This is a genomic window from Methylophaga sp., from assembly GCF_965655755.1.
Lineage (GTDB): Bacteria > Pseudomonadota > Gammaproteobacteria > Nitrosococcales > Methylophagaceae > Methylophaga.
Genome location: NZ_CBFHHW010000020.1, coordinates 1 through 23,036, shown reverse-complemented (window position 1 = coordinate 23,036; position 23,036 = coordinate 1). Strand labels below are relative to the sequence as shown.

Sequence of the window (23,036 nt, the reverse complement as noted above, 5' to 3'; positions counted from 1 at the left end):
ATGACCATTTTCATCTTCATCGATCAAACTGTGTATCAACTGCTCCTTAGCGTCCATTTGTGTGTTCAGCCCCTGAAAACTCTCAGAGAGTTGAGCGATAGCCCCATGAATCAGACTGGCGATTTGATTATTCTCTTCGTGGATACTGGCGATTTGTTCCCGTATGTTTTCCGCGGTATCAGCGTTGAGCGAGAGAATTTCTGCATGTGTAGTATCAATATCATCATTAACTTCTTCAATGACTGTTGCTTCATGCCCCCTATTGGCGAATAGGTACATGATTGCGGCTGCAAACAAAATCATCACTGTTGTTAACCAATTCTGTAACACGCCACCAGCAACTGCCGTTATTAGGACAAGAATCCATGCAAGTATTTTATTTTTATTCATATTTTATCCAAGCTGCAATAATCAGCAGTAAGTTTTCATCAATATCTAAGTTATCGGCTCCGTTGTAGCATTTCTTCAGCAATTCTTTCTAATGGTACGGTTATTTCTGCGGCACCTAATTTAAATGCTGCTCCCGGCATGCCCCAAACCACACTGGTTTTCTCGTCCTGAACCAAGTTACTCGCGCCCGCCTGCTTCATTTCCAGCATGCCGTGAGCGCCATCATCACCCATGCCTGTAAGCATGACACCTATCGCGTTGAGACCCACATTCTGTGCGACGGAACGGAACAGCACATCAACTGAAGGCTTGTGCCGCGATACGGGTGGACCATCATTGAGACGACAGTAGTAGCGAGCGCCGCTCCGCTCCACCAGCAAATGCTTATCACCCGGTGCAATATAGGCATGCCCTGGTAAAACCTGCTCACCATCTTCAGCCTGTTTCACACTGATCGCAGCATACTTATTCACTCTCTCGGCAAAAGCAGCACTGAATGTGGCAGGAATATGCTGGGTAACAACAATGCCGGGGCAATTCGGCGGGAGTGCACACAAAACATCTTTAATCGCTTCTGTTCCGCCAGTCGACGCACCAATAGCAATAATTTTTTCAGTTGTCTTTAAATGAGGTCTGGTTGATTCCTGCTTGGCTATCACGGCATCAGCAGTGAATTTTTCATCTACTTTTTTAGAAAGCACTCTGGGTGTCAATGTGGACAGTGGTGCACGAGCTGCAGCCTTGACCTTTTGTGTTATTTCAGCCGTGTAATCAGCCAGAGTATTAGAAAGGTCGAGTTTAGGTTTTTCCACAAAATCAAACGCGCCTAGCTCCAGTGCTTCTAAGGTGACTTGTGCGCCTTTTTCAGTCAGCGTCGAGACCATCACAACCGGCATCGGTCGAAGGCGCATCAGATTACGGAGAAATGTCACCCCATCCATCTTGGGCATTTCCACATCCAACGTCAGCACATCAGGATTCAGTTGCTTGATTTTTTCTCTGGCCTGGTAGGGATCGGCCGCCGCACCGACGACTTCAATTTCTGGATCGCTATTAAGCAGCTCCGTCAGTAATTGCCTGACCAGTGCTGAATCATCTACAACCAGAACAGTAATTTTTTTCATTTCCACATCCGTATCAGAAAAGCTCAACATCCCCGGCAGCAGGCTGCACCTCAAGTTCATTTTCATAATGTTCTTCACGCTGTAACAACGTGTCATTGTGCAAAGATTTCAACCGTTTGACGCGTAAACGACCACTGGACGGATAATACATAACTTTACGCGGATAGATATCACCCAAATCCTGAGACAATACAGCTATCCCTTCCAGCTCGGAATACTCGAGAATAAAATCAATATTTCGTTGCCCTACTCTGTTGGCCATGTTCTGGATCACATGTCCACCACCGGTCAATTTCATTTCCAGATTTTCTCGACGCCCCCCTGCTTTCATGATCTCATTGATAAGGCGCTCCATCGCATAGCTACCATACCGTGTTGCTTGATCATTCCAGACCCCATCACTCGGATCTTCAGTCGTCGGCAGCATGAAATGATTCATTCCGCCAATACCTGAAATTTTGTCCCGAATACAGGCAGAAACACAGGATCCCAGAACTGTAACCACAACCTCATCTGGATCCTTGGTCACGTATAACTGGCCGGGTAAAAGCTTAGCTGCCCAGATACCGTGTTTTGCGTCCCAGTATCGATTTATGTTTTCAAAACCAGTGAGAGCCACAGGTTGTTGTGGTCGTAAAGACATCATTTAGGAAGTTGCTTGTAGACGGTATGCCCCAGTGAAGCATAGCGATCACTGACTTTGTATAAAGACTCAGAATGACCAATAAACAAATGGCCTCCCGGTGTCAGGATATTGGCATAACGCTCAAAAAGCATCGCTTGGGTTTTTTTGTCAAAGTAGATAACCACATTGCGACAAAAAATGACATCAAAAGTCCCTGTCATCGGCCATTCATGAAGAAGGTTAAGGCGCTTAAAACGGATCATTTCGCGCAGCAGAGGTTTCACGCGAACCAGCCCTTGATTATCGTCTTTGCCAAGCTGAAACCATTTCCGTTGGCGCTGTTTATCCAGTCCATTAATACGTTCAAGCGCGTACACACCCTCACTACCATGCGCGACGACATTCGCATCCAGGTCGGTAGCAAGAATCTTAATATCCCAATCACCAATATGTGGAATCGCCTCCTGAAGCGTGATGGCAATACTGTACGGTTCTTCACCAGTAGAGCAACCTGCTGACCAGATGCGGATTTTTCTTTCTTTTTGTTTTTGCCTCAGTAACGCCGGTATAACACGGTCGCGCAGATACTCAAAATGATGATTTTCGCGGAAAAATGCCGTCAGATTGGTAGTGATGGCATTGATCAGGAAATCCTGTTCATCAAGATCGCCCTCGTGAATCGCACTACAGAAATCATCAAAACTACCGCCAAATTCTTTACGAACCCTCTTCGAGAGTCGGCCATAGACCATGTCTTTTTTCGCATCGGCAAGGACAATACCGGTTTGTGCGGTAACGAACTGTCTGATTCGACTGAAATGCTTATCCGTAAAGGTAAATTCTCTTCCTACTGCACCAGTCACATCAACATCCTTTTTAGATAGGGCCAGGCACGGTTACTCTGCGCCCTTACCCCTCGTTCTTGCTAGAACTCATCCCATTCTTCAGTGTCCTGCTGTTTTGCGGCAGGACCGGGACGACGAGGGGACGATTGAGCTGGTTCAGGTCTGCCACGACTTGGTCGTGGTCGTTCAACATTCATATGCCGTGTTGGTTTAACAACGGCTGACTCGATAGCTTGCCCTGTATTAAAGAAGGCCATCATATCTTGCAGCGCCTTGCCCTGTTCATCCAGCGATTCACTCGCTGCAGCGGCTTCTTCAACTAAAGCAGCATTTTGCTGAGTCATTTCATCCATCTGGGTTACAGCTTTGTTAACTTGCTCGATACCAGAAGTCTGTTCTGCACCTGCAGCCGCGATTTCAGAGATAATATCCCCGACCTTTTTCGCCCCATCAACAATTTCTTCCAGCGTTCTACCTGACTCATCTACTAGACTAGAGCCTTCACGTACTTTCTCACCGCTGTCGTTAATCAATTCTTTGATTTCTTTAGCTGCTGCCGCAGAACGTTGAGCCAGATTGCGTACTTCAGAAGCCACGACGGCAAAACCACGGCCCTGTTCACCGGCGCGGGCTGCCTCTACAGCGGCATTTAATGCCAGCAAATTAGTCTGGAAAGCAATCTCATCAATCACACCGATAATATCCGCGACTTTCTTACTCGACTGGCTGATAGCTGCCATGGCTTCAATGGCATTTTGAATCACCGAACCACCTTTTTCTGCTTTTTCACGTGCATCCGAGGCCAGTTGATTTGCCTGACGTGCGCTATCAGAGTTCTGACGGACAGTACTGGTTAATTCTTCCATACTGGAGGCAGTTTCTTCCAGAGAAGATGCCTGTTCTTCGGTACGTTGACTCAAATCCACATTGCCTTCAGAAATTTCACTGGCAGACGTAGAAATATTAATTGATGCTTCAATAATATCCGTAACGGTCACCGACATTTTCTCAACAGAATTGTTTAAAGCCGTTGCGAGATCAGCAAACATGCCCTGATAGTCACCCTCGAGGTATTGGGTTAAATCACCCTGAGCTAAAGCCTGAGCAACGCGTATCGTTTCTTCTGTTGGCGCTAAAACCACATCCATCAAACTATTCACACCACCCGCAACCGATCCCATAAATCCAGTATATTGTTGTGCATCCAAGCGCTCTTTAAGCTCTCCTCGTTTGGCCGACTCGATTAATCCAGCAATTTCAGCTTCGCCACGTTTTTGTTCTGTAATGTCATTCCACTCAACCATGTTTCCTATCATATTGCCATCGTGATCAAGAATCGCTGTAGCATTCAGTGCAAAATGCAAATCCAATACTTGAATTTCCGCTTTATATGGCAACTTGGAAGGATCACCCAGGATGTTTGCTTGATGCGTAGGGTCCTTATGAAAACTGTCAATTTTAGTACCGACTAAGTTATCAAGATTGAGTGCAGGAAATAATTTACGCAAATCGTCTATTCGATTACGTAGCAGCGAGACAACTGCAGGATTACAGTAGGTAATCACTCTATGCTCATCGCACATCATCAATGCCGTTTGAGAACCCGCTATTGCCGATTGCAACCGGCTGACTTCCAAAGATTTCGCTTTTGCTTCTGTAATATCAGACCATTCAAGCGTGTTACCTATATAAGCGCCGTGGTCGTCTATCATAGCAGTGACATTGAGTCTGAATTGCAGTGGCCCAACAGCAATGTCTGTTGAATAAGGAAGATTGTTTGGATCACTCAACAATTTTCTCTGATGTGCCGGATTTTTATGAAAGGTATCTATGTTGCTGCCAACAAGATCAGCTACCTTAAAGCCCGGGAAAACTTGTCTTATAGTATGCTCATGTTCTGATAGCATCTGAAGCGTAGCTTCATTGGCGTAGGTAATATTGAAGTCTCTGTCGACCATCATAATCGCGGTCATTGCCCCATCGACAGCAGAGCGCATTCTTACTAGCTCTTCATCACTACCACTTTGTTCTGACAAATTCACAGTCATTTTCTGTTCCTCCACAGACTCATATGCACTTAGCATGGTTTGTGCGACCGCATTCAGTGTATTGCTCCATGCTTTTTCAGCTTCGGGGGTCCAAATTGGACCACCATGCTGCTCCAAAACAGCCAGTAAACTGGTTGCCACTTTGCCGTAATCTTCGACGTTTACACCGTACTCCTGATGTCGCGTTCCCAAGCCTTTTAAATAAGTCTCTAAAATATCTGGCTTTCGTAAACTTTTAACCAACAATGTCAGCGCAGCCAGTAATTTCTTTTGCTGTCCGGCCTTTGATATGCCTTCAAAAAGCGGAACTACTTCCGGGTAGTGCTCGAACAGATAGTCATAAAAATCAGCGACTATTTGCTGTCCTTTATCGGCCAGAGCAAAAAAGCTTTCTTCAACATATTCTGTATCGGTCATAGCCGATGCTTCTTTAGCTGTGAGCGCCGTTTTACGGGTTTTGGACTTTTCTTTGGTCGCTTCCATTTTTTCTTCACTATCGACAGAAGTCTCTTCAGCCAGCCAGGCAAGAGGATCATTTCCCATTGCTGTTTTTTTCTCAGCCATCTGCTGTTCTCCTGCTTATAAGATCCAGTGCGAGTGACTGATAGTCCTCAGCGCCAGCACTGTTCTTTTTATAATCGAATATGGTTTTTCCAAAGCTCGGGCATTCAGCCAGTGAGACGTTTTCTCTGATAGGTGTGTAAAAAACACGACCAGGAAAATATTTCAAAATACGATTACGCACTTCTTCAGTCAGTTTACGTCGCATTTGCATACGCGTTGAAACCAGCCAAAGTCGAATGCGATGGTCTGCAAGCTCTTCTGCTCTTTTGAGAATTTGCATCATACGAGACAGGCCTTGCAGAGAGAGATAGTCACCCGATACCGGGATTAACAATTCATCTGCGGCAAACATAGCGTTGACGCCTAACAAACCGGAAGATGGGGGACAATCAATTAAGACAAAATCGTATTTACTGAGTGATGATGATTGCAGCGCTTTTTGTAATTTATGCCCTCGCTGAATACCACCGGTACTGAGATGTTCGAACTCATTGAGACGCGATCCGGCCACAATTAAGTCAAGGTTCTCGCGCGCCGGAATTTTAATGTCATCAATGGCTTTATCATCCAGTAGCACCTCATCCAGCCCGGGCAGATTATTGTCAAACCCTAGACTGGTGGCGACTTGACCCTGAGGGTCCATATCCATCAAAGCGACACGATGACCTGTCTTAGCCAGAGCATGTCCCAGGTTAACGGTAGTTGTGGTTTTACCCACGCCACCTTTCTGATTCATGATGGCAATAATGCGCGTTTTAGCTGAGCCCATCGATCAGCCTATTTGTTCACTGCTGAGGAGTGTATCGACATCCAGCAACATCAACATATTGTCATCCACCTTAGCAATGCCACTGATAAAGTCCGTCACGACAACCGCACCAAAATCCGGGGCCTCTTTCATATTGTCAGGATGAATCATATGCGCATCAGAAACAGCATCAACAACAATACCGACTGTACGTGAAGACGCGCCATGTACTTTGAGCACAATCACCACTGTGGTCTTGCTATAAGGGGCAAAAGGCATATCAAAAAACAGTCGGAGATCAACTATGGGCACAATAGCGCCACGTAAATTCATTACACCACACAGGTGAGAAGGCGTATTAGGAATAGGAGTCACATGGTCCCAGCCTTTTATTTCCTCAACCCGAAGAATGTCGACACCGTAATGTTCGTTATTCAACTCAAAGGTCAGGTACTGCAACATGCCTTCTTCGACACTGCCCATAAAATCAAGCACATCCAGTATTTCCGTCATTTGATCTTCAGCCATGAGTCTTATCCTAAGCAGCCTGAATGGTGTGTTTGATCTTGGTCAGTGAAGGATCGCGGTACATAGACAGCAACCCGGCAATATCCAGAATAAGTGCGACGGTACCGTCACCCAGAATCGTGGCTCCGGCAACCCCCATCACTTTGCGATAATTGGTTTCCATACTCTTAATGACCACTTGCTGTTGCGCCAAAAGCTCATCAACAAATAAGCCCACTTTGCGATCTTCTGTTTCCACGACGACAAGCAAACCTTGCTCCAAGGTTTCAGCATTCGCTTCTAAATTGAACACATCCCCCATTCTGATCACGGGTACGTATTCATCACGTAGAGTATAGACTTCACCTTTACCCGTAATATTTTTGACGGTGCCCGGTTTAATCTCAACGGATTCGATAATTGAAATAAGTGGAATGATGTATTTCTGATCACCTACCTGAATCGTCTGACCATCCATAATGGCTAAAGTCAGTGGTAATCTGATAGTGAAGGTCGACCCAACACCCTGTTCAGAGTTGACCTCGACACTGCCACCCAAGCTGTTGATATTCTTTCTGACCACATCCATACCAACGCCGCGACCGGAGACATCACTGACCACATCAGCAGTTGAAAAGCCGGGTAAGAAAATCAAATCGTGGATTTTGTCTGGGGTCAGTTGCTCGTTTTCGCTAACTAAACCGCGCTCGACCGCTTTATGAAATATCTTGTCTTCATTCAGACCTGCGCCATCATCGCTGATTTCGATAACAATATTGCCACCCTGATGATAGGCATTAAGGTGCAATAAGCCGACCTCAGATTTACCGGCAGCAACACGGCGCTCTGGTGTTTCCAATCCATGATCCAGAGAGTTACGTACTAAATGCACTAAGGGATCACCAATTTTTTCCATCACCGTTTTATCAAGCTCAGTCTGTTCACCGGTCAATTTAAGCTCGACCTGTTTACTCATTTTGGCACTCAGGTCGTGAACTAATCTTGGGAAGCGGTTGAACGCAAAGCTGATTGGCAACATACGAATGCGCATGATGCCTTCCTGTAATTCGCGTGTATTTCGTTCCAGCTGTTCTAAACCATCAATCAATTGAGGTAAACGGCTGAGGTCAAAGTCTTCTCCGAGTTGACTCAGCATAGACTGGGTAATCACCAATTCACCGACAAGGTTAATTAACGAATCGACTTTGTCGGTACCAACCCGAATTGATGACGGCGCCGTTTCAGTAACCACATTCTTCGTCGTTTTTACAGCTGGTGCTGTCACGGGTTCTGGAGCAGTAGTCTGAGCCACTTCCTCAGGCTCATTAACTACCTGATTATCGACTTGGTTTTCAGCTTCAATCGCTTCAATGGTGAGATCACAATCACCCTCCACCCATTCAAAAATTTCATCCAACGCTTCTCGGCTGATATCACCCCGTAATTCGATTTTCCAGCCAAAATAACTCTCTTCAGGTGCCAAATCACTGAATGCCGGTAGCGCTTTATCATCGACGATGACGTTCATCTCACCAAGCTCAGCCAGTTCTCTGAACATGCGAACTGGATCATTACCTGTCTGTAACAAATGTGGGTGAGGCTTAAAATCGATCCTCCACCCTCTAGAGAGATCCTTTTGGGTAGCTGTTTCTATTGTTTCTGGTTCAGCTGTTGGTGTGTGTGAATCGGTGCCTTTTTCTAGCAATGCGTGTAAATGCCCGGCCACCTCTGCGATCCGGTCATCATCCGGCTCAGCCTCTTGTTGCACAGCATTAAGCATATTGCGGATAACATCCACCGCTTCCAGCATGACATTGACCGACTCAGTGGTGATGTCACGCTCACCATTACGCATTTCATCTAATAAGGTTTCAAGGCCATGGGTAAACTCAGAAACAGCGGTGAAACCGAAAGTGCCTGCCCCTCCTTTTATCGAATGGGCAGCACGGAAAATAGTATTGATAGTCTCAATATCAGGTTCGCCCTCGCTGAGGCTGAGTAATCCCATTTCCATGACATCCAGTCCCTCGAAGCTTTCTTCAAAGAACACCTGATGAAACTGCGAGACATCAATACTCATTTGTCATTCCACCTTCACCGAGGGTAAAGAACTAACCCAGGACCTTTTTTACCGTTGCAAGTAATTGTTCCGGATTAAAAGGTTTAACCAACCAACCCGTTGCACCCGCTGCCCGTCCTTCTTGTTTTTTTTCAGGACCCGCTTCGGTTGTCAGCACCAAAATAGGTGTAAAACGATAAGGTTGTAATTGTCTGAGCTCTCTGGTCAGACTCAATCCATCCATGACAGGCATGTTGACATCCGTGAGTACCAGATCAAACGACTGCTTTCTGGCAATGTCTAAAGCCTGCTTCCCATCTTCAGCGTCAGTAACATCATGCCCGGCCCCTTTTAATGTGAACGCAACCATTTGCCTCATTGATGCAGAATCATCTACTGCAAGAATATTTGCCATGACTTGAAGTACTCCTTATATCTCGTTCACGTTTTATGTTTCTTGATAAAACGCGGGTATACCCAATATATCGACTGCTTCACAAAAATCCTTACTTGGATTTGACCATATAACAACGATTCCTTGTGCACAAGCATCTCGCTGAAAGCAATAGAGTAGTTGAATCGCTGCTGTATCCACTCTTTCTATACGGCTCAAATCGAAGTTCACCGCACGCTCTTGCTCAAAAGAGGAAAGAAGTTGTTTGTGCAGATCACTCACCTGAGCAATGCTCAGGCTCTCGCCTAAATTGATATCAGAAATCATGTCATCCATATGCTTCGGCCTGATTAATAGCGGATAAACAATCACAACATAAATCGAACCATTCAGGCCAATCCTGTAACCAGGATGATGTCAGTTGTAAAGAAGTCATGCTGAGGAGGTAAGGCGATTTCAAAATAGCATCACCACTCTGATAGTGGCTGCCTGTCTTCCAATATTGTTTCAAGGTTTTCATTTGCTGTCCCCCCCTTCTCACTGATAAGCATACAGTAAGGCTGCTCATAATTTCGATATCGGCAGTGGTAGCAAAAATCTTATGGGTGTATTTAAAAAAACTGGAATAACGGGTGGTCGAACGATTGTTCTGTTTTTTTATTAACTTTTGTGTCTGCGCAGCCACATCGCGTTGGTATGTTCATCATTTTCACGTTGCTCATGACGTTGCTGCTGATGCAGTTCATCACTTTTATAACGCTCCATCAGCGTATCAATCGCTTGTTCTTTGTTTTTGGCTTCCATCCAGTTTTTTTGCTGATGCTGTACTCTAGTCTCGCTCTGGGTTACCTGGTTTTGCTGCGCTTGAATGGCCTGATCCAGTTGCGCAAGAAAAGCCCGTAAGTCGAGCGCTTTCTTAGCTGACATTAACGTTGGATCTCCCTGGCGGAAACGATTGAGATAATCCTGTCGATAGTTGATTAAATCATCCAACTGACCTTGCTCTTGTTGCAACAGCGCATTGGTTTCACCAAGCTTTATAAGTTCATCTTCGGTAGTTTTCCGAGCCATTTCTATAACAGGGTTGAGTTTACGACTTCGGCTCATTATTCACTCCATGATTCCCTTTTAATAACCTAAAAACCTCTATTGTTAGCATCCATCACAGCAGGTGCTTGAACGTTATTTTGTCCAGCTTGCCCCTGCAATTGCTGGCGCATATTAATAACCTGTTTAAGACTATTTTCGCTTTGCTGCCAATTGACAGCTTGATCCATGCCCTGCCGCAATACTTGCTGCAAAGCTGGAAACATCGCGATAGCTTCATCAATTAACGGATCACTACCACGACTATACGCCCCCACGTTGATCAAGTCCTGATTCTGACGGAAGGTGGCATAAATCTGTTTGAATTGTTGGGCACGTTGTAAATGTTCAGCACTGATAATCTGGGGCATTACACGACTGATCGACGCTTCGACATCCACGGCTGGATAATGACCTGATTCCGCCAGTCTCCGAGACAACACGATATGACCATCTAATATTGCTCTTGCAGCATCGGCAACGGGATCCTGCTGATCATCCCCTTCCGTTAAAACTGTGTATATGGCCGTTATCGCGCCACCACCGGCTGGACCATTACCGGCCCGTTCTACCAACTGTGGTAATAATGAAAACACAGACGGTGGGTAACCTTTGGTCGCTGGTGGTTCACCAATTGCCAGCGCAATTTCACGCTGCGCCTGAGCATAACGTGTCAATGAATCCATCAACAGCAAAACCTGTTTGCCCTGATCACGGAAATATTCAGCAATGCTCGTGGCCAGCATCGCCCCATGCAGGCGCATTAAGGGTGAATGATCAGCCGGTGATGCCACCACTACGGCACGCTTCATACCCTGTGTCCCCAGAATATCCTCAATGAACTCTTTTACCTCACGGCCCCGTTCACCAATCAATCCCACCACAATCACATCCGCTTCGGTAAAGCGTGTCATCATTCCCAACAGCACACTTTTACCGACACCACTACCGGCAAACAGCCCCATACGCTGACCACGACCGACACTAAGCAAAGCGTTAATACTCTGAACACCTACATCAAGGTGTTGACGAATGGGGGAGCGTGCCAAGGGATTAATCGGTTCGCCGTGTAAGGGGACTTTATCTTTTACCTTGAGCGGTCCTTTGCCATCAAGCGGCTTGCCTGCGCCATCAACAACCCGACCCAACATCGCTTCCCCCACAGGGACTTGCGAATCACTTTGTATCGGTCTGACCCGGGCATTCGGTACCAGACCACGCATATCACCGGTTGGCATCAGATAGAGTAATTCGCCGGAAAAACCAACCACTTCAGCTTCGACAGGGCGCTGCCCCGGCGCCAAAACTTCACAGCGACTACCGATGGGTGCCTGAAAACCGACAGCTTCCAATGTTAATCCGACCATGCGAGTCAAACGGCCTTCCACCAGCACATCCAATCCCAGATCCTGATCCAGACGCTGTTGGTATTCCTTGAGTTTCTTTTGCCAGTTTTGTTGCCGTTCAGCTGGGACTGCCATCCGTCTCTCCACGCTCTTCGCCCAGCAATTTACTGATTAGACTGTTCAGGCGTGATTCCACTGTCGCATCAACCGTCGTATCAGCTGTTTCCAGTTTCACACCACCTCTGGTCAACAAAGGATCTTCAATCCATTGACGGTTGTCATCATCCTGATCCAGCGACAAACCCTTCTGAATAATCCCCAAATCATCCGGATGCACATAGATTTTTATTTTCCGGTCGCTGACGGGTAGCGCTTGTAATGCCGCTCGCATGGCGCCAATCACATGCTCGGGTTCTTGTTTTAGCTCACGTCGGATCAACTGCCGGGTCATGGTAATGGCAAGATTAACCATATCCTGTTCAATCTGTTGATCCAGTTCCGCCAGTGGCTGTTGCAGCGTTCTGAAGATATTTTGAAGATAGGTAACCTGCTGTTTAATATCTTTCTCGCCGGCTTGCTGGCCAGCCTGGAAACCGGCTTTATGGCCTTCTTCAAAACCAGCTTTGTAGCCTTCTTCCTGCGCTTGCTTCTGCAGAGACTCAATGGATTTCACATTGAGCATACCGGCACTGCCTTCTACATCATTGACTGACGCCATACGAGGAGCCTGCCAACGTTCAATCGCTTCGGCAAGTTCATCCGCCGATAACACATCCGCCTGTTTGGTTGTGAGGGTATCGTCAGATGAAGTCATCGCCGCCCCCGCCACCTAGCATGATTTCACCTTTTTCAGAGAGGTTACGTGCTATGGCAAGAATGGCTTTCTGTGCTGTTTCGACATCACTCAAACGAACCGGGCCCATAGCCTCGAGATCATCCCGCATCATTTCAGCAGCACGTTGAGACATATTATTGAGGAATTTTTCTTTCAGCGTGTCATCCGCACCTTTCAATGCCAACTGAAGTTGATCGGTTTGAATTTCACGCATCAATGTCTGCACGCTACGATCATCTATCTCTAACAGGTTATCAAACACAAACATCAGATCTTCAATGTTTTGGCCCAGATCCGGCTCACTATCCTTGATTCTCTCCATTATGGAAGCTTCAATCGACGTATCAACAAAGTTCAGAATATCAGCCGCTGTTTTAAGTCCGCCAACTGTCGTTGTTTGTGCCCCGGCATTACCACTGAACTGTTTTTCCAGGATTTCGTTCAACTCAGACAGGGCTGCAGGTTGGACACCATCAAGCGTTGCAATCCTTAATACGATACTGGACTGATCCCGTTCAGGAAATAAAGACAACACTTCGGCAGCCTGATCTGCATCTAAGAATGAACAGACAATCGCAATAATTTGTGGATGTTCCAGACGGATAACTTCATAGATACCTCTCGCATCCATCCATTTGAGTTGTTCGAGACCATTGGTGTTGCTTCCAGAAAGAATACGATCCAACAGACTGCCGGCACGGTCTTCACCCAGCGCACCTACCAGCATATTGCGAACATAATCATGTGAGCCAATGCCCAACCCGGTTTCCTGCTCAACAGTTTGAACAAAACTGCCAATCACCGTCTGAACTTCTTCACGTGTAACATTGGCCAAGGTAGCCATAGCCTGACCTACCTTTTGCACTTCTTTAGGACTCATATGTTTGAGTACAGCGGATGCATCCGCCTCACCTATAGAGCGCAGGAAAACTGCCGCTTTTTCTGTGCCGCTAAGTTTTCTGACTTCTTCTGCCATCAGGCTTCACCTGCCGTCCAATTCTTCACTACTTGAGCCACCAGTGCAGGGTCTTGTTGCACCAGACTACGAACATTGGTCATCTGTTCTTCCATCTGATCAGAGCCCTTGGTCAGTTTAGCAATGTCTTCATTGATGACGCCAGTATTATTGGCATTTTCTTGTTGCGATCCAGCGCCGGCTGATAATGCCTGATTACCTGAATTTGCAGGTACTTTCGCCATATCACGGAAAGCAGGACGAATCACACCGAATATCAAGAACAGCACCACTAGAGCACCAGCCACTTGTTTCGCTACTGTCCATACCCAGGCTTGTTCCCAAATCGGTTTTTCAGGTAAAGGTTCGACTGCTTCAGGCGCCATAAAAGGAGCATTCACAACATTCAGGCTATCTCCACGCGCTTTACTGAATCCAATCGCATCCATCACCAACGCATTAATCCGGGTCAACTCAGCCTCAGTCATCGGTGTGGAGACAATATTACCTTCCGCATCGGTGCTGCGACGTTCGTCTAATAAAACCGCGACACTCAGCTTTCTGACATTGCCGGGAGCAACGCGAGTATGGCTAATAGTGCGATCCAACTCAAAGTTACGGGTTGCACTTTTGCTGGTAGAGCCTGGTGTTTTAATTGTTGTCGCATTTTCCTCGCCATCCACTGTGGTCTGTTCAGGAGCGACACCCCCACCCGGTGGTTGATTACTCAATGCACCCGGAATACCAATAGGACCGGCTCCACCCACTCGCTCTTCTTCCTGTAACTGCTCACTACGAACAGCTGCCATATCAGGGTTGTAACTTTCATGGGTTTGCTCTGTCATGGTGAAATCGACATCTGCCACTACCTGGGCACGAACCCCATTTCTGCCCACCATCGGAGTCAAGATATCTTCAATCCGGCTGATGTAAAGTTGCTCAAGTTTTTGCGTATATTCTAATTGACTGTCACTCATTGCCATTCCCGCTTCCCGCTCGGGTTGTGTCAATAAGTTACCGCGCTGGTCGACTACGTTGACATCAGCGTTCGTCATATTAGGAATACTGGACGCGACCATGTGCGTGATCGCCGCCACTTGTCCGCGCTCTAAACTGCGCCCCGAAAACAAATTGACGATAACCGATGCCGTAGGGTCTTTGCGTTCTCGAACGAACACAGATTGTTTTGGAATAGCCAGATGCACGCGCGCACTTTTGACATTATTGAGTTCAGCAATGGAGCGTGCTAATTCTTCTTCCATCGCACGCTGATAGCGTGCACGTTCGATAAATTGACTGGTACCAAAGCCCTGGTCTGCATTCAGCATTTCCATGCCTTGTGAAGCACTTCTCGGCAGGCCGTCCGCAGCGAGCCTGATTCGCAAAGACTGGACCTCGCTCGCAGGAACCATCAACGCTCCCGTTGCTGGGTCGAGTTTATATTCGACATTCATTTGCTGCAGCACCTCAACCACTTCTGAAGACTCTTGAGGTGCCATGTTTGAAAACAATACCTGATAAGAAGGACTCTGTGACCACATCAGGATGTAACCACCGACGGCAATACTGGCAGCGATGGCCACTAAAAACAAAATCTGCTTAACAACAGGCTGACGAGATACATTATTCTGCATCATGGCTAACGGCGTTGTAGGCCGAGGCGAGTTCATATTCGCTTGATTAGCAGTGGTGGCCGGTACATTTTCCATGGTATTTCCTACTTATACGACGATGTTAAATCGACATGCGCATTACTTCTTGGTACGCCTCGACCATTTTATTTCTCACCTGAACAGTGGCCTCGAAAGCGACACTGGATTTCTGTGATGCAATCATCACATCAACCAGATTAACGTTGGGATCGCCCATTTGAAACGCCGTTTTCAGCTCGCTTGAGGTTTTTTGTATCTCATTCACTTGGTTAACAGCATTTTGCATGACGTTACCGAAATCGACACCCCCTTTATTCTGAGCATCCTGAGTAGGTATAGGTTGCGTATTCTGTGACGCCTGAGCCTGCATGGCACGCATCTGAGTCAACAGTTGGTTCGGGTCAATCGCGTTAATCATAAATATCTCCCATCATTTCGATGATTAGCTAAGTGCTTTATTCTGCTATGCAGACTTCTTGCCAATCTTTTCCGGAATATCGATTCCTTGTTCACGAAAGCGTGCAATCTTGTAGCGTAGCGTGCGTTCGCTTATTCCGAGCTCTTTTGCACTTAATCGGCGGCTACCATTATTTTGTTCTAACACGTCGATAATATGACGCTGTTCCTGACTTCTCAGATCCTGTCCATTATCAACCTGAATGGTTTTATCAGCCTGAATAGAGGGGGATGTTTCCTGTTGCCCGGTCAACGCTTCAAAAGCAATATCATCTGCAGTAATGGTCTGACCGGATTGCAGGATAAGGGCGCGCTGCAGGACGTTATCCAGCTCGCGTACATTACCGGGCCAATAGTGAGATAGAAGCCGTTCCTGAGCATTGCTGTCCAATACAGGAGCAACTTGATTCGCTTGTTTTGAATGTCTTGCCAGAAGACGATTTGATAAAGGCAAAATATCGTCCTGACGCTCTCGAAGCGGTGCCAGTTGAAGTGGGAAAACGTTCAAACGATAATAGAGATCTTCACGGAAATGCCCCGCTTTAACTTCATCACGTAAAATACGGTTAGTCGTCGCTAAAACGCGCACATCCAATGGGATCACTTTTCGACCGCCAATACGTTCGACTTCTCTCTCTTGAAGTACACGCAGTAGCTTAGCCTGCAATGACAAATCCATTTCCGAGATTTCATCCAGCAAAATCGTACCGTGATTCGCTTGTTCAAATTTACCGGCATAAGCCTGGCTCGCACCGGTAAACGCCCCTTTTTCATAACCAAACAGCGTGGCTTCGAGCATATTCTCAGGAATAGCAGCACAAGGGCTTTCTGCGCGTGAAGAATGAGTATGTAGATAACGGGCTAAAACCTCTTTACCTGTACCACTCTCACCATTAATTAAAACCGTGGCATCACTATCCGCCACTCGTCTTGCTAACTTCTGCATTTCACGGGATGACTGGGCGTGTGCCACCATATCGTCTTCCGTTGTCCCCAGGTTGCTGACATAACGCTGAACACGATTTAATAACTCATCGGCTTCAAATGGCTTCAATAAATAATCAGAAGCGCCCTGATGCATGGCTTCAACCGCACTTTGCACACTGCCATACGCCGTCATCATCAACACTGGCAGGTCTGGCATCATCGCTTTTGCTTTTTTTAATAATGTCTGACCATCCATTGGTTTCATCTGTACATCGCTCAGCAACAGACCCACCGGTTCACTGGCAATCTTATCCAATGCCGATTGCCCATGCTCCATCCCGGTTACCTGATAACCTGCTAATTCCAGCGTGTCACACAAAGCGTCACGCAGGTTAGCATCATCCTCGACTACTAATATTGTTGACTGACTCATGAAGCAAACTCCTGCTTTGTCGTAACGACGTCATCATGCGCATACTGGGGTTGGTAAATAGGGAGTCGCAGACTAAATGTACTGCCCTCACCTTGCTGACTCTGTAACCACAAAAACCCTTTGTGGGCCTTGGCGATCGATTGCACGACAGCCAGTCCCAGACCGGTACCACTTGAGCGAGTGGTATAGAAAGGTGTCAGGATTTTGTCCTGTTCAGAATCTGTAATACCAGGGCCGTTATCTTTAATGCTGACGTCTATCCAGGTTTTGTTGTTTTTATCTTGAACAAATCCAGCGGAGATCCCAATCTCACCGCTATCACCACAGGCCTGACGGGCATTGTTGAGTAGATTATTAATCGCACTCACCAACGCAGCCTGACTGCCATAAACATAACCATCATTGACCGCATTTTTGCTGGTCAGTTGGTAGTTTTCTGCATCGGGATGAGACTGGAACTGTTGCGCCACCTCCTCAAGCAAATTATCGATTGAGACCGGTGATGTCTCCGCCATCGTGCCACGGGAGAACGCCAACATATCTTTCACTAACTGCTCTAAATGTGTGAGGCTGTGTTTTAACTTACCGGCAAAGCGCTGTCTGACAGACGCATCGACTTCCTCTTTGGTTAAAGGAGATAGATATAACAAGGCCGATGCAAGCGGTGTTCTGATTTGATGGGCAAGCCGGGCGGCAACTTCCCCCATGGTTGATAGCCGTTGCAAATGGGATACTTTATTTTGCAAGGCACGGGTTTCCGTGACTTCCTGTAGCAGGATAATCTGACCAGGCTCTGAACCAAGTGGACTGGTTGAAATATGTACCATACGGCCATCTTTCAAAGACACATCATGACCATCACCGGGCTGGGGTTGGAATGAACGGGCAATGATTTTAACCCAGGGCTCGCCTGACAGCGGCTCACCTAATAAGTTAACCGCGGCGGCATTCGCTTCCTGAACCAGACCCTCACCATCAATGACCACCACACCCGCGGGTAACACTTCCAGTAAGCGGGCATGACGGTTCGCAAGTTTATCTGCTTTTTGAGTTTGTGAGGATTGTTCAGATTGCGTTTCCTGCTGCCAGTCCTGGCTAACCGGCTGCCAATGCTGTTCCGCCTGTTTTAAAACATCTCTGGCATTAGTTTGTTTGCTAAACGGTTCCGGTCTGGTTGTTAGCTTCAGGTTCATAGTAACTGCTCCCACATGCGATATTGCTGCTTATCTCATGGTTTGCAATTACTGTGCCTTAAGTTTTTTTACTTATAAATCAACAATTTATTGTCGTTATTGTATCCATAAGTCAAAACCCTGACGCGCTTTTTATCAATTTTCAGTCAACCTCACGTTGAATGCCATATTTACGCATTTTTTCCACCAGCGTAGTACGACGCATTTTTAACTTTTGAGCGGCATGAGCAACAATGCCTTCGGTTTCATCCAGAGCTTGCTTAATCAATAAATACTCAAGGTTTGCCAGGTGCTCTTTCAAATCCAAGCCATCTTCGGGAATGGATGTGGCTGCACCAGAATCTTCAGCCCTCTCTGCAGCTTGCTTATCTAACTGGGTCTCAGCAGATCCGATGACTGTTTCTGGTAAATTCCGATGCATTTCAGGTACAGGTACCGCATTGATCGTAGCAAGGACCTGCTCGGGCAATTCTTCGCCTTCAAGACTGTATTTTTCAGGTAAGTCGTCAAAATCAACGGTGCCGTAGGGGTAGAGAATAACCAATCTTTCCACCACATTGGCCAGCTCACGTACGTTACCCGGCCAGGGATAATGACATAACGATGTCATTGCTGCAGGCGAGAACCTCACTGTGCCACGATTTTCATGTTCAATCCGTTTAATCAATTCATTGACCAATAGAGGAATATCTTCCGGGCGTTCTCGGAGCGCCGGCATTTCAATCGGAAATACGTTGAGGCGATAAAATAAATCTTCACGAAAACGACCATCCGCAATGTACTCATCCAAATTCCGATGTGTCGCTGCAATCACACGCACATTCGCTGTCTGGGTTTTATTACTGCCTACCCGCTCATAGGTTCGCTCTTGAAGTACACGCAGTAATTTGACCTGCATGGGCAATGGCATATCACCGATTTCATCCAGAAATAGCGTGCCGCCTTCAGCCAATTCGAATCGTCCTTTTCGAGCTGTTATCGCTCCGGTGAAAGCACCTTTCTCATGCCCGAACAACTCGCTTTCCAGCAATTCACCAGGAATCGCGCCACAGTTAACCGGCACAAAAGGTTTATCACGACGAGAAGAAAAATGATGCAGGTTCCGGGCAACCACTTCTTTACCCGTCCCTGACTCACCTAAGATAAGCACATTCGCTTCTGAATCAGCAACCTGATCAATCATTCGCTGAACCATCTTAATGGCGTGACTATTACCAACTAATGAGCGGAATAAACTGCCATTTAATTCATTGGTCTCTGTTTGCCCACGATAAATTGTTGCCTGCTGCAAAGCGTTGTTAAGCTGAGGGTATTTTATCGGGTAACGTAACGAACCGATGGTACCGGGAAAATTTAAAATGTCAGCATCTGGTAAATCAAGTGTAAAGACTGGAATGCGTGCTTCGTGATTGACCAGCTCTCGTAAAAGTTGCTTAGTGATATGTTGCCCACCGCAATCACCGATGATAGCCATCACAATATTGCCTAAATCATCTATCTGATCAAACCAGATTTCAGGCTCTTCTACGATAATGGGTTGGCAGTTAATAAATTCGATGAGGGTCGATAACATTTCGCGTCGGCTGGTATCCCCTTCCACGACCAACACATTGTTTGAACTCATACTGACTCCATCTGATTTTCTTGGCAACCGACGATATCGATTAGTGAATTATTGTGCATGGAGTTAAGCATTTTTTGTCTGCTATTGTCAAAAAAATGACAGGCACTTTTTGCTTGTTTTTTTGATGATAAGAAATATGCTGTCGGATGCGTCCATTGAGCTGCTAACGACGTTTTAGCATAAACCTTGTATGGGGTTATTTATCACCATAGGCTTTGGTGACTTGAGCGCCTTTTTGCATTGAGCGTAATTGGGTCATGGCGACATCACGCTCAGAAAGACAGACTTTTTCAAGCTGATCATTCAATTCGATTAACCGCTTCAGTTGTTCGCGTACTTGCTCAGCTTCAGAGAGTTCGACGTCATCGGTATTGATAGCTGCAACAACGGCCTGTCGCTGCTTCTCGATGTCACCGAATGCATCCCAGTCACCGGCCTCAGCAAGTGTGATCAATGACAAACTGTGCTTTATTGCTTGGTCCAGATTTTGACTGAGAGAACTCAAGCTTCACTCATTAGGAATTATGAAATTCTTGCGGAATAGCATTCCAGCCCGCTTTAATTTCTGCCATTAACTGGCCGACTTCATCAATAATGGCTGGATCATTTTTTAGATTTGCTTCAGCAAGTCTGATTTCCATGTAGTCATAGAGTCGATTCAAGTTAGCCGCCACTTCACCACCTTCTTCCGTGTTCAGGCAAGCTCTTAAACTATCAATAATGGTTATTGCCCAGCTGATGTGTTCGCCTTTTTTGGCAATCTGATTACTTGCCATAAAACCTTTGGCAGCAATTAACTTTTCCTGCACACCATCCATGAGCATCTGAACGAGACGGTGGGGACTCGCGGTGGAAACACCACCTTCAATGTGGTTTGAGCGATAAGCATTAAGTGCCGCAGCGTTATTCATTGATTTTTCCTTCGTCATGTAAAAGCCTGTACATTCTTTATCGGCTCATAACACTTTTGCTTTAGTACTAAATCAGCAATTTTTGCTGTATTTTTCAAACAAAAGTTTCTGACTAATACTAAACCCAATATGGCATGGTTTACAGTCAAAATCTTAATTACTATTTGAATTTGGCTTAGGGAGATTGGACAACTGTTGGGTTAAGAAATTACCAATTCCCTGCAACTGACCGACCAGAACATCCATTGCACTGAACTGGGCACGATAACGTGCTTCGACCGATTCCAGTCTGACGGCAAGACGCTCTCTTTGATCATCAATGCGGTCAATACTTGATTGCAGCCCCTCGGTACGAGAGTTCAATAAACCGCCCGAACCGACAAACCCATCTAGAATAGTATCCAGTTTGTTAGCCACACCGTTTTCCGAACTAAACACACCAGACACTGATGCGGGATCCGTTTTCAAGACCTGATCGAACTTTTCTTCGTTTAAGACCAGCTTATTATTTTCGTCTGTGGTGATACCAATTTCAGCTAATGTACCGAAATCAAGACCAGCCACTGAACCTGTGATCGCTTGTCTTATTTGGCTTTGCACACTTCTTAAAGTGGAGTCACCCAGTAACTGGCCTGCGGCTCCGGTATCAGCATTGTAGGATGAAAGCTGTCCGGTAGTGGTCGCCAGTGCATTGTAGGCTTTGATAAATGCGTTGATTTTTGACTTACTCGCCGATTCATCGCTGCTGATCGTTAGTTTTTCAATGGTTCCCGGCTCCGCTTTAGCCAGATTGAAGGTCACACCATCAATGACATCTGAAAAACTATTACTGTTTCGTGTTGCTTTCTGCCCATCCACATAAATGATGGCATCTTTAGCTAATTCTGAATTGGGATTCGCCTCAAGCGCATTAAGACGCGTCAAATCATTACCATCGCCCGCATCATTATCTGTAGCGACTGTTGTTATGGTATTACTCGAACCTTGATCATTTGAACTGATAACCAATCGAGGACCATTATCCGAGGCAATGATCGTCGCAGTTACACCGGGATTGTCCTCAGCGTTGTTAATCGCATTTCTGATGCCCGATAAGGTGTTGTTATCCTCATCAATGGTGACTGAAAAATTTTCAGATCCAAAATTGACGGTCAAAGAGCCTGTACCCACTACATCGGAAGTTTCGGCAAACGCACCGTCAGCTGTGGTTAACTTGGCAGCCTGGGCCAACTGTTCAATCTCAATATCGTATTGCCCCTGACTAGCACTGGTGCTTGCTGAGACAGTAAATAAATCAGTATTGGATGATGAGGCTTTACGCCCCAGAAAACTTGTCTCCGTCTGTAAGCCCTGAACAGCGGTTTGAAATGAGCTCAACGCTGACTTCAAAGAACCAAACGCAGATAAGCTAGCCTGAAAGCTGGCTTCTTTAGAATTCAGTCTATTGACCGGAGCCTGCCCTTCGGCAGCCACCAATTGAGACACCAAACTTTCGATGTCTAAGCCTGATCCAATCCCTGCGGATGTAATAGCCATTTTAAACCTCTAGAGCCGTTAATCTAAGCGCGAGAAGTGAAAATTGAAATGGTATCAGCATTATAATCTGCAATACTTTTTGCAATGGCTAATACCTCTTCTGAGGGTATTTGACGAATCACTTCTTCAGTTTGCTTATCTAAAATTTTGACGACATCTTTGCCTGTTGCTTCGTCTACAGAAAATTCGATGCTGCGTTGAATATTCTGAACATACTCATTAATTCTGGAGACAGCACTTTCCAGTTGTTGTTCCCTATTTTGAGTACTCGCGGCAGATGCGTCTACTAAGGAAGGATTAGCAACTTTCGTTCCAGAATCAGCTTTAGACAAATTACCCGCATCGTTTTTAGTAACCGATGCAGGGCGATTTGTCTGAAGCACTGCTAAATTCGTTTTGTCTGAGATATCCATAATTAATTCCTTCTAACCTAATAAAAGGTAGTGCCCACCCTTATGGGCGGGCACTATCTGGATATTAACCCAACAGACTCAGTACGTTCTGTGGCAGCGAGTTAGCCTGCGCCAGAATCGCTGTACCTGCCTGCTGCAGAATCTGAGCACGTGTCAGGTTCGCTGTTTCTGCCGCAAAGTCCGCATCCTGAATACGGCTTCGTGACGCTGACAAGCTCTCAACTGTTGAGCTCAGGTTAGCAATGGTTGATTCAAAACGGTTTTGAATCGCACCAAATGTGCTCCGCAAGTCACTCACTGAGGTCAATGCTGAATCCACACGTTGAATCGCATCGTTTGCCGAAGCAACGGTAGTAACATTAGCC

General features: G+C 46.2%; 25 protein-coding genes. All 25 read right to left on the bottom strand.

Annotated features, from left to right (window positions below):
- On the bottom strand, nt 1-390 hold a 390-nt coding region (locus tag ACTF5U_RS08015), incomplete at its 3' end, for a hypothetical protein (protein WP_438971114.1).
- Between the two features lie 50 nt (nt 391-440).
- Nucleotides 441-1,514, bottom strand: a complete 1,074-nt coding sequence (locus ACTF5U_RS08010) for a protein-glutamate methylesterase/protein-glutamine glutaminase (protein ID WP_438971113.1) — start codon at nt 1,512-1,514, stop codon at nt 441-443.
- Between the two features lie 13 nt (nt 1,515-1,527).
- Nucleotides 1,528-2,160, bottom strand: a complete 633-nt coding sequence (cheD, locus tag ACTF5U_RS08005; protein WP_438971112.1) for a chemoreceptor glutamine deamidase CheD — start codon at nt 2,158-2,160, stop codon at nt 1,528-1,530.
- Complete coding sequence (locus ACTF5U_RS08000; protein ID WP_438971111.1) at nt 2,157-3,002, bottom strand: CheR family methyltransferase; 846 nt, start codon at nt 3,000-3,002, stop codon at nt 2,157-2,159. The genes cheD and ACTF5U_RS08000 overlap by 4 nt, the downstream gene beginning before the upstream one ends.
- 62 nt (nt 3,003-3,064) lie before the next feature.
- On the bottom strand, nt 3,065-5,596 hold the full coding sequence (locus ACTF5U_RS07995; protein WP_438971110.1) for a methyl-accepting chemotaxis protein: 2,532 nt from the start codon (nt 5,594-5,596) through the stop codon (nt 3,065-3,067).
- Nucleotides 5,589-6,365: a ParA family protein gene (locus ACTF5U_RS07990; RefSeq protein ID WP_438971109.1), complete on the bottom strand. Its 777-nt coding sequence runs from the start codon at nt 6,363-6,365 to the stop codon at nt 5,589-5,591. The genes ACTF5U_RS07995 and ACTF5U_RS07990 overlap by 8 nt, the downstream gene beginning before the upstream one ends.
- Before the next feature lie 3 nt (nt 6,366-6,368).
- Complete coding sequence (locus ACTF5U_RS07985) at nt 6,369-6,872, bottom strand: chemotaxis protein CheW (RefSeq protein ID WP_438971108.1); 504 nt, start codon at nt 6,870-6,872, stop codon at nt 6,369-6,371.
- A gap of 10 nt (nt 6,873-6,882) precedes the next feature.
- Nucleotides 6,883-8,931, bottom strand: a complete 2,049-nt coding sequence (locus ACTF5U_RS07980; protein WP_438971107.1) for a chemotaxis protein CheA — start codon at nt 8,929-8,931, stop codon at nt 6,883-6,885.
- Between the two features lie 31 nt (nt 8,932-8,962).
- Complete coding sequence (locus ACTF5U_RS07975) at nt 8,963-9,325, bottom strand: response regulator (RefSeq protein WP_438971106.1); 363 nt, start codon at nt 9,323-9,325, stop codon at nt 8,963-8,965.
- Between the two features lie 33 nt (nt 9,326-9,358).
- Complete coding sequence (locus ACTF5U_RS07970) at nt 9,359-9,640, bottom strand: STAS domain-containing protein (protein WP_438971105.1); 282 nt, start codon at nt 9,638-9,640, stop codon at nt 9,359-9,361.
- Nucleotides 9,633-9,824 (bottom strand): hypothetical protein, encoded by a 192-nt coding sequence (locus ACTF5U_RS07965; RefSeq protein WP_438971104.1) that lies wholly within the window; start codon nt 9,822-9,824, stop codon nt 9,633-9,635. The genes ACTF5U_RS07970 and ACTF5U_RS07965 overlap by 8 nt, the downstream gene beginning before the upstream one ends.
- 140 nt (nt 9,825-9,964) lie before the next feature.
- Nucleotides 9,965-10,411: a flagellar export protein FliJ gene (fliJ, locus tag ACTF5U_RS07960; protein ID WP_438971103.1), complete on the bottom strand. Its 447-nt coding sequence runs from the start codon at nt 10,409-10,411 to the stop codon at nt 9,965-9,967.
- Between the two features lie 29 nt (nt 10,412-10,440).
- Nucleotides 10,441-11,871: a flagellar protein export ATPase FliI gene (gene fliI, locus ACTF5U_RS07955; RefSeq protein ID WP_438971102.1), complete on the bottom strand. Its 1,431-nt coding sequence runs from the start codon at nt 11,869-11,871 to the stop codon at nt 10,441-10,443.
- Nucleotides 11,855-12,550: a flagellar assembly protein FliH gene (locus ACTF5U_RS07950; RefSeq protein WP_438971101.1), complete on the bottom strand. Its 696-nt coding sequence runs from the start codon at nt 12,548-12,550 to the stop codon at nt 11,855-11,857. The genes fliI and ACTF5U_RS07950 overlap by 17 nt, the downstream gene beginning before the upstream one ends.
- Nucleotides 12,537-13,547 carry a flagellar motor switch protein FliG gene (gene fliG / locus ACTF5U_RS07945; RefSeq protein ID WP_438971100.1) on the bottom strand — a complete coding sequence of 337 codons (1,011 nt, stop codon included), beginning with the start codon at nt 13,545-13,547 and terminating at the stop codon, nt 12,537-12,539. Before fliG ends, ACTF5U_RS07950 begins: the two co-directional genes overlap by 14 nt.
- Complete coding sequence (gene fliF / locus ACTF5U_RS07940; RefSeq protein ID WP_438971099.1) at nt 13,547-15,235, bottom strand: flagellar basal-body MS-ring/collar protein FliF; 1,689 nt, start codon at nt 15,233-15,235, stop codon at nt 13,547-13,549. The genes fliG and fliF overlap by 1 nt, the downstream gene beginning before the upstream one ends.
- A gap of 25 nt (nt 15,236-15,260) precedes the next feature.
- Nucleotides 15,261-15,596, bottom strand: coding sequence for a flagellar hook-basal body complex protein FliE (gene fliE / locus ACTF5U_RS07935; protein ID WP_438971098.1), 336 nt, complete (start codon nt 15,594-15,596; stop codon nt 15,261-15,263).
- A 45-nt stretch (nt 15,597-15,641) separates the two neighbouring features.
- Nucleotides 15,642-16,994, bottom strand: coding sequence for a sigma-54-dependent transcriptional regulator (locus ACTF5U_RS07930; protein WP_438971097.1), 1,353 nt, complete (start codon nt 16,992-16,994; stop codon nt 15,642-15,644).
- The gene (locus ACTF5U_RS07925) at nt 16,991-18,187 is read right to left on the bottom strand and encodes a sensor histidine kinase (RefSeq protein ID WP_438971096.1); all 1,197 of its coding nucleotides are present in this window, start codon (nt 18,185-18,187) and stop codon (nt 16,991-16,993) included. Before ACTF5U_RS07925 ends, ACTF5U_RS07930 begins: the two co-directional genes overlap by 4 nt.
- 142 nt (nt 18,188-18,329) lie before the next feature.
- Entirely contained in the window at nt 18,330-19,811 is a 1,482-nt protein-coding gene (locus tag ACTF5U_RS07920) for a sigma-54 interaction domain-containing protein (protein ID WP_438971095.1), read from the bottom strand.
- 196 nt (nt 19,812-20,007) lie between these two features.
- Nucleotides 20,008-20,316, bottom strand: coding sequence for a flagellar protein FliT (locus tag ACTF5U_RS07915; RefSeq protein ID WP_438971094.1), 309 nt, complete (start codon nt 20,314-20,316; stop codon nt 20,008-20,010).
- Nucleotides 20,317-20,326: 10 nt separating this feature from the next.
- The gene (fliS, locus tag ACTF5U_RS07910) at nt 20,327-20,722 is read right to left on the bottom strand and encodes a flagellar export chaperone FliS (RefSeq protein ID WP_438971093.1); all 396 of its coding nucleotides are present in this window, start codon (nt 20,720-20,722) and stop codon (nt 20,327-20,329) included.
- Nucleotides 20,723-20,875: 153 nt separating this feature from the next.
- The gene (gene fliD, locus ACTF5U_RS07905; protein WP_438971092.1) at nt 20,876-22,258 is read right to left on the bottom strand and encodes a flagellar filament capping protein FliD; all 1,383 of its coding nucleotides are present in this window, start codon (nt 22,256-22,258) and stop codon (nt 20,876-20,878) included.
- Between the two features lie 23 nt (nt 22,259-22,281).
- Nucleotides 22,282-22,671, bottom strand: a complete 390-nt coding sequence (locus ACTF5U_RS07900) for a flagellar protein FlaG (protein WP_438971091.1) — start codon at nt 22,669-22,671, stop codon at nt 22,282-22,284.
- Between the two features lie 64 nt (nt 22,672-22,735).
- Nucleotides 22,736-23,036, bottom strand: a 301-nt coding sequence (locus tag ACTF5U_RS07895) for a flagellin (RefSeq protein ID WP_438971090.1), incomplete at its 5' end; no start/stop codon positions are given.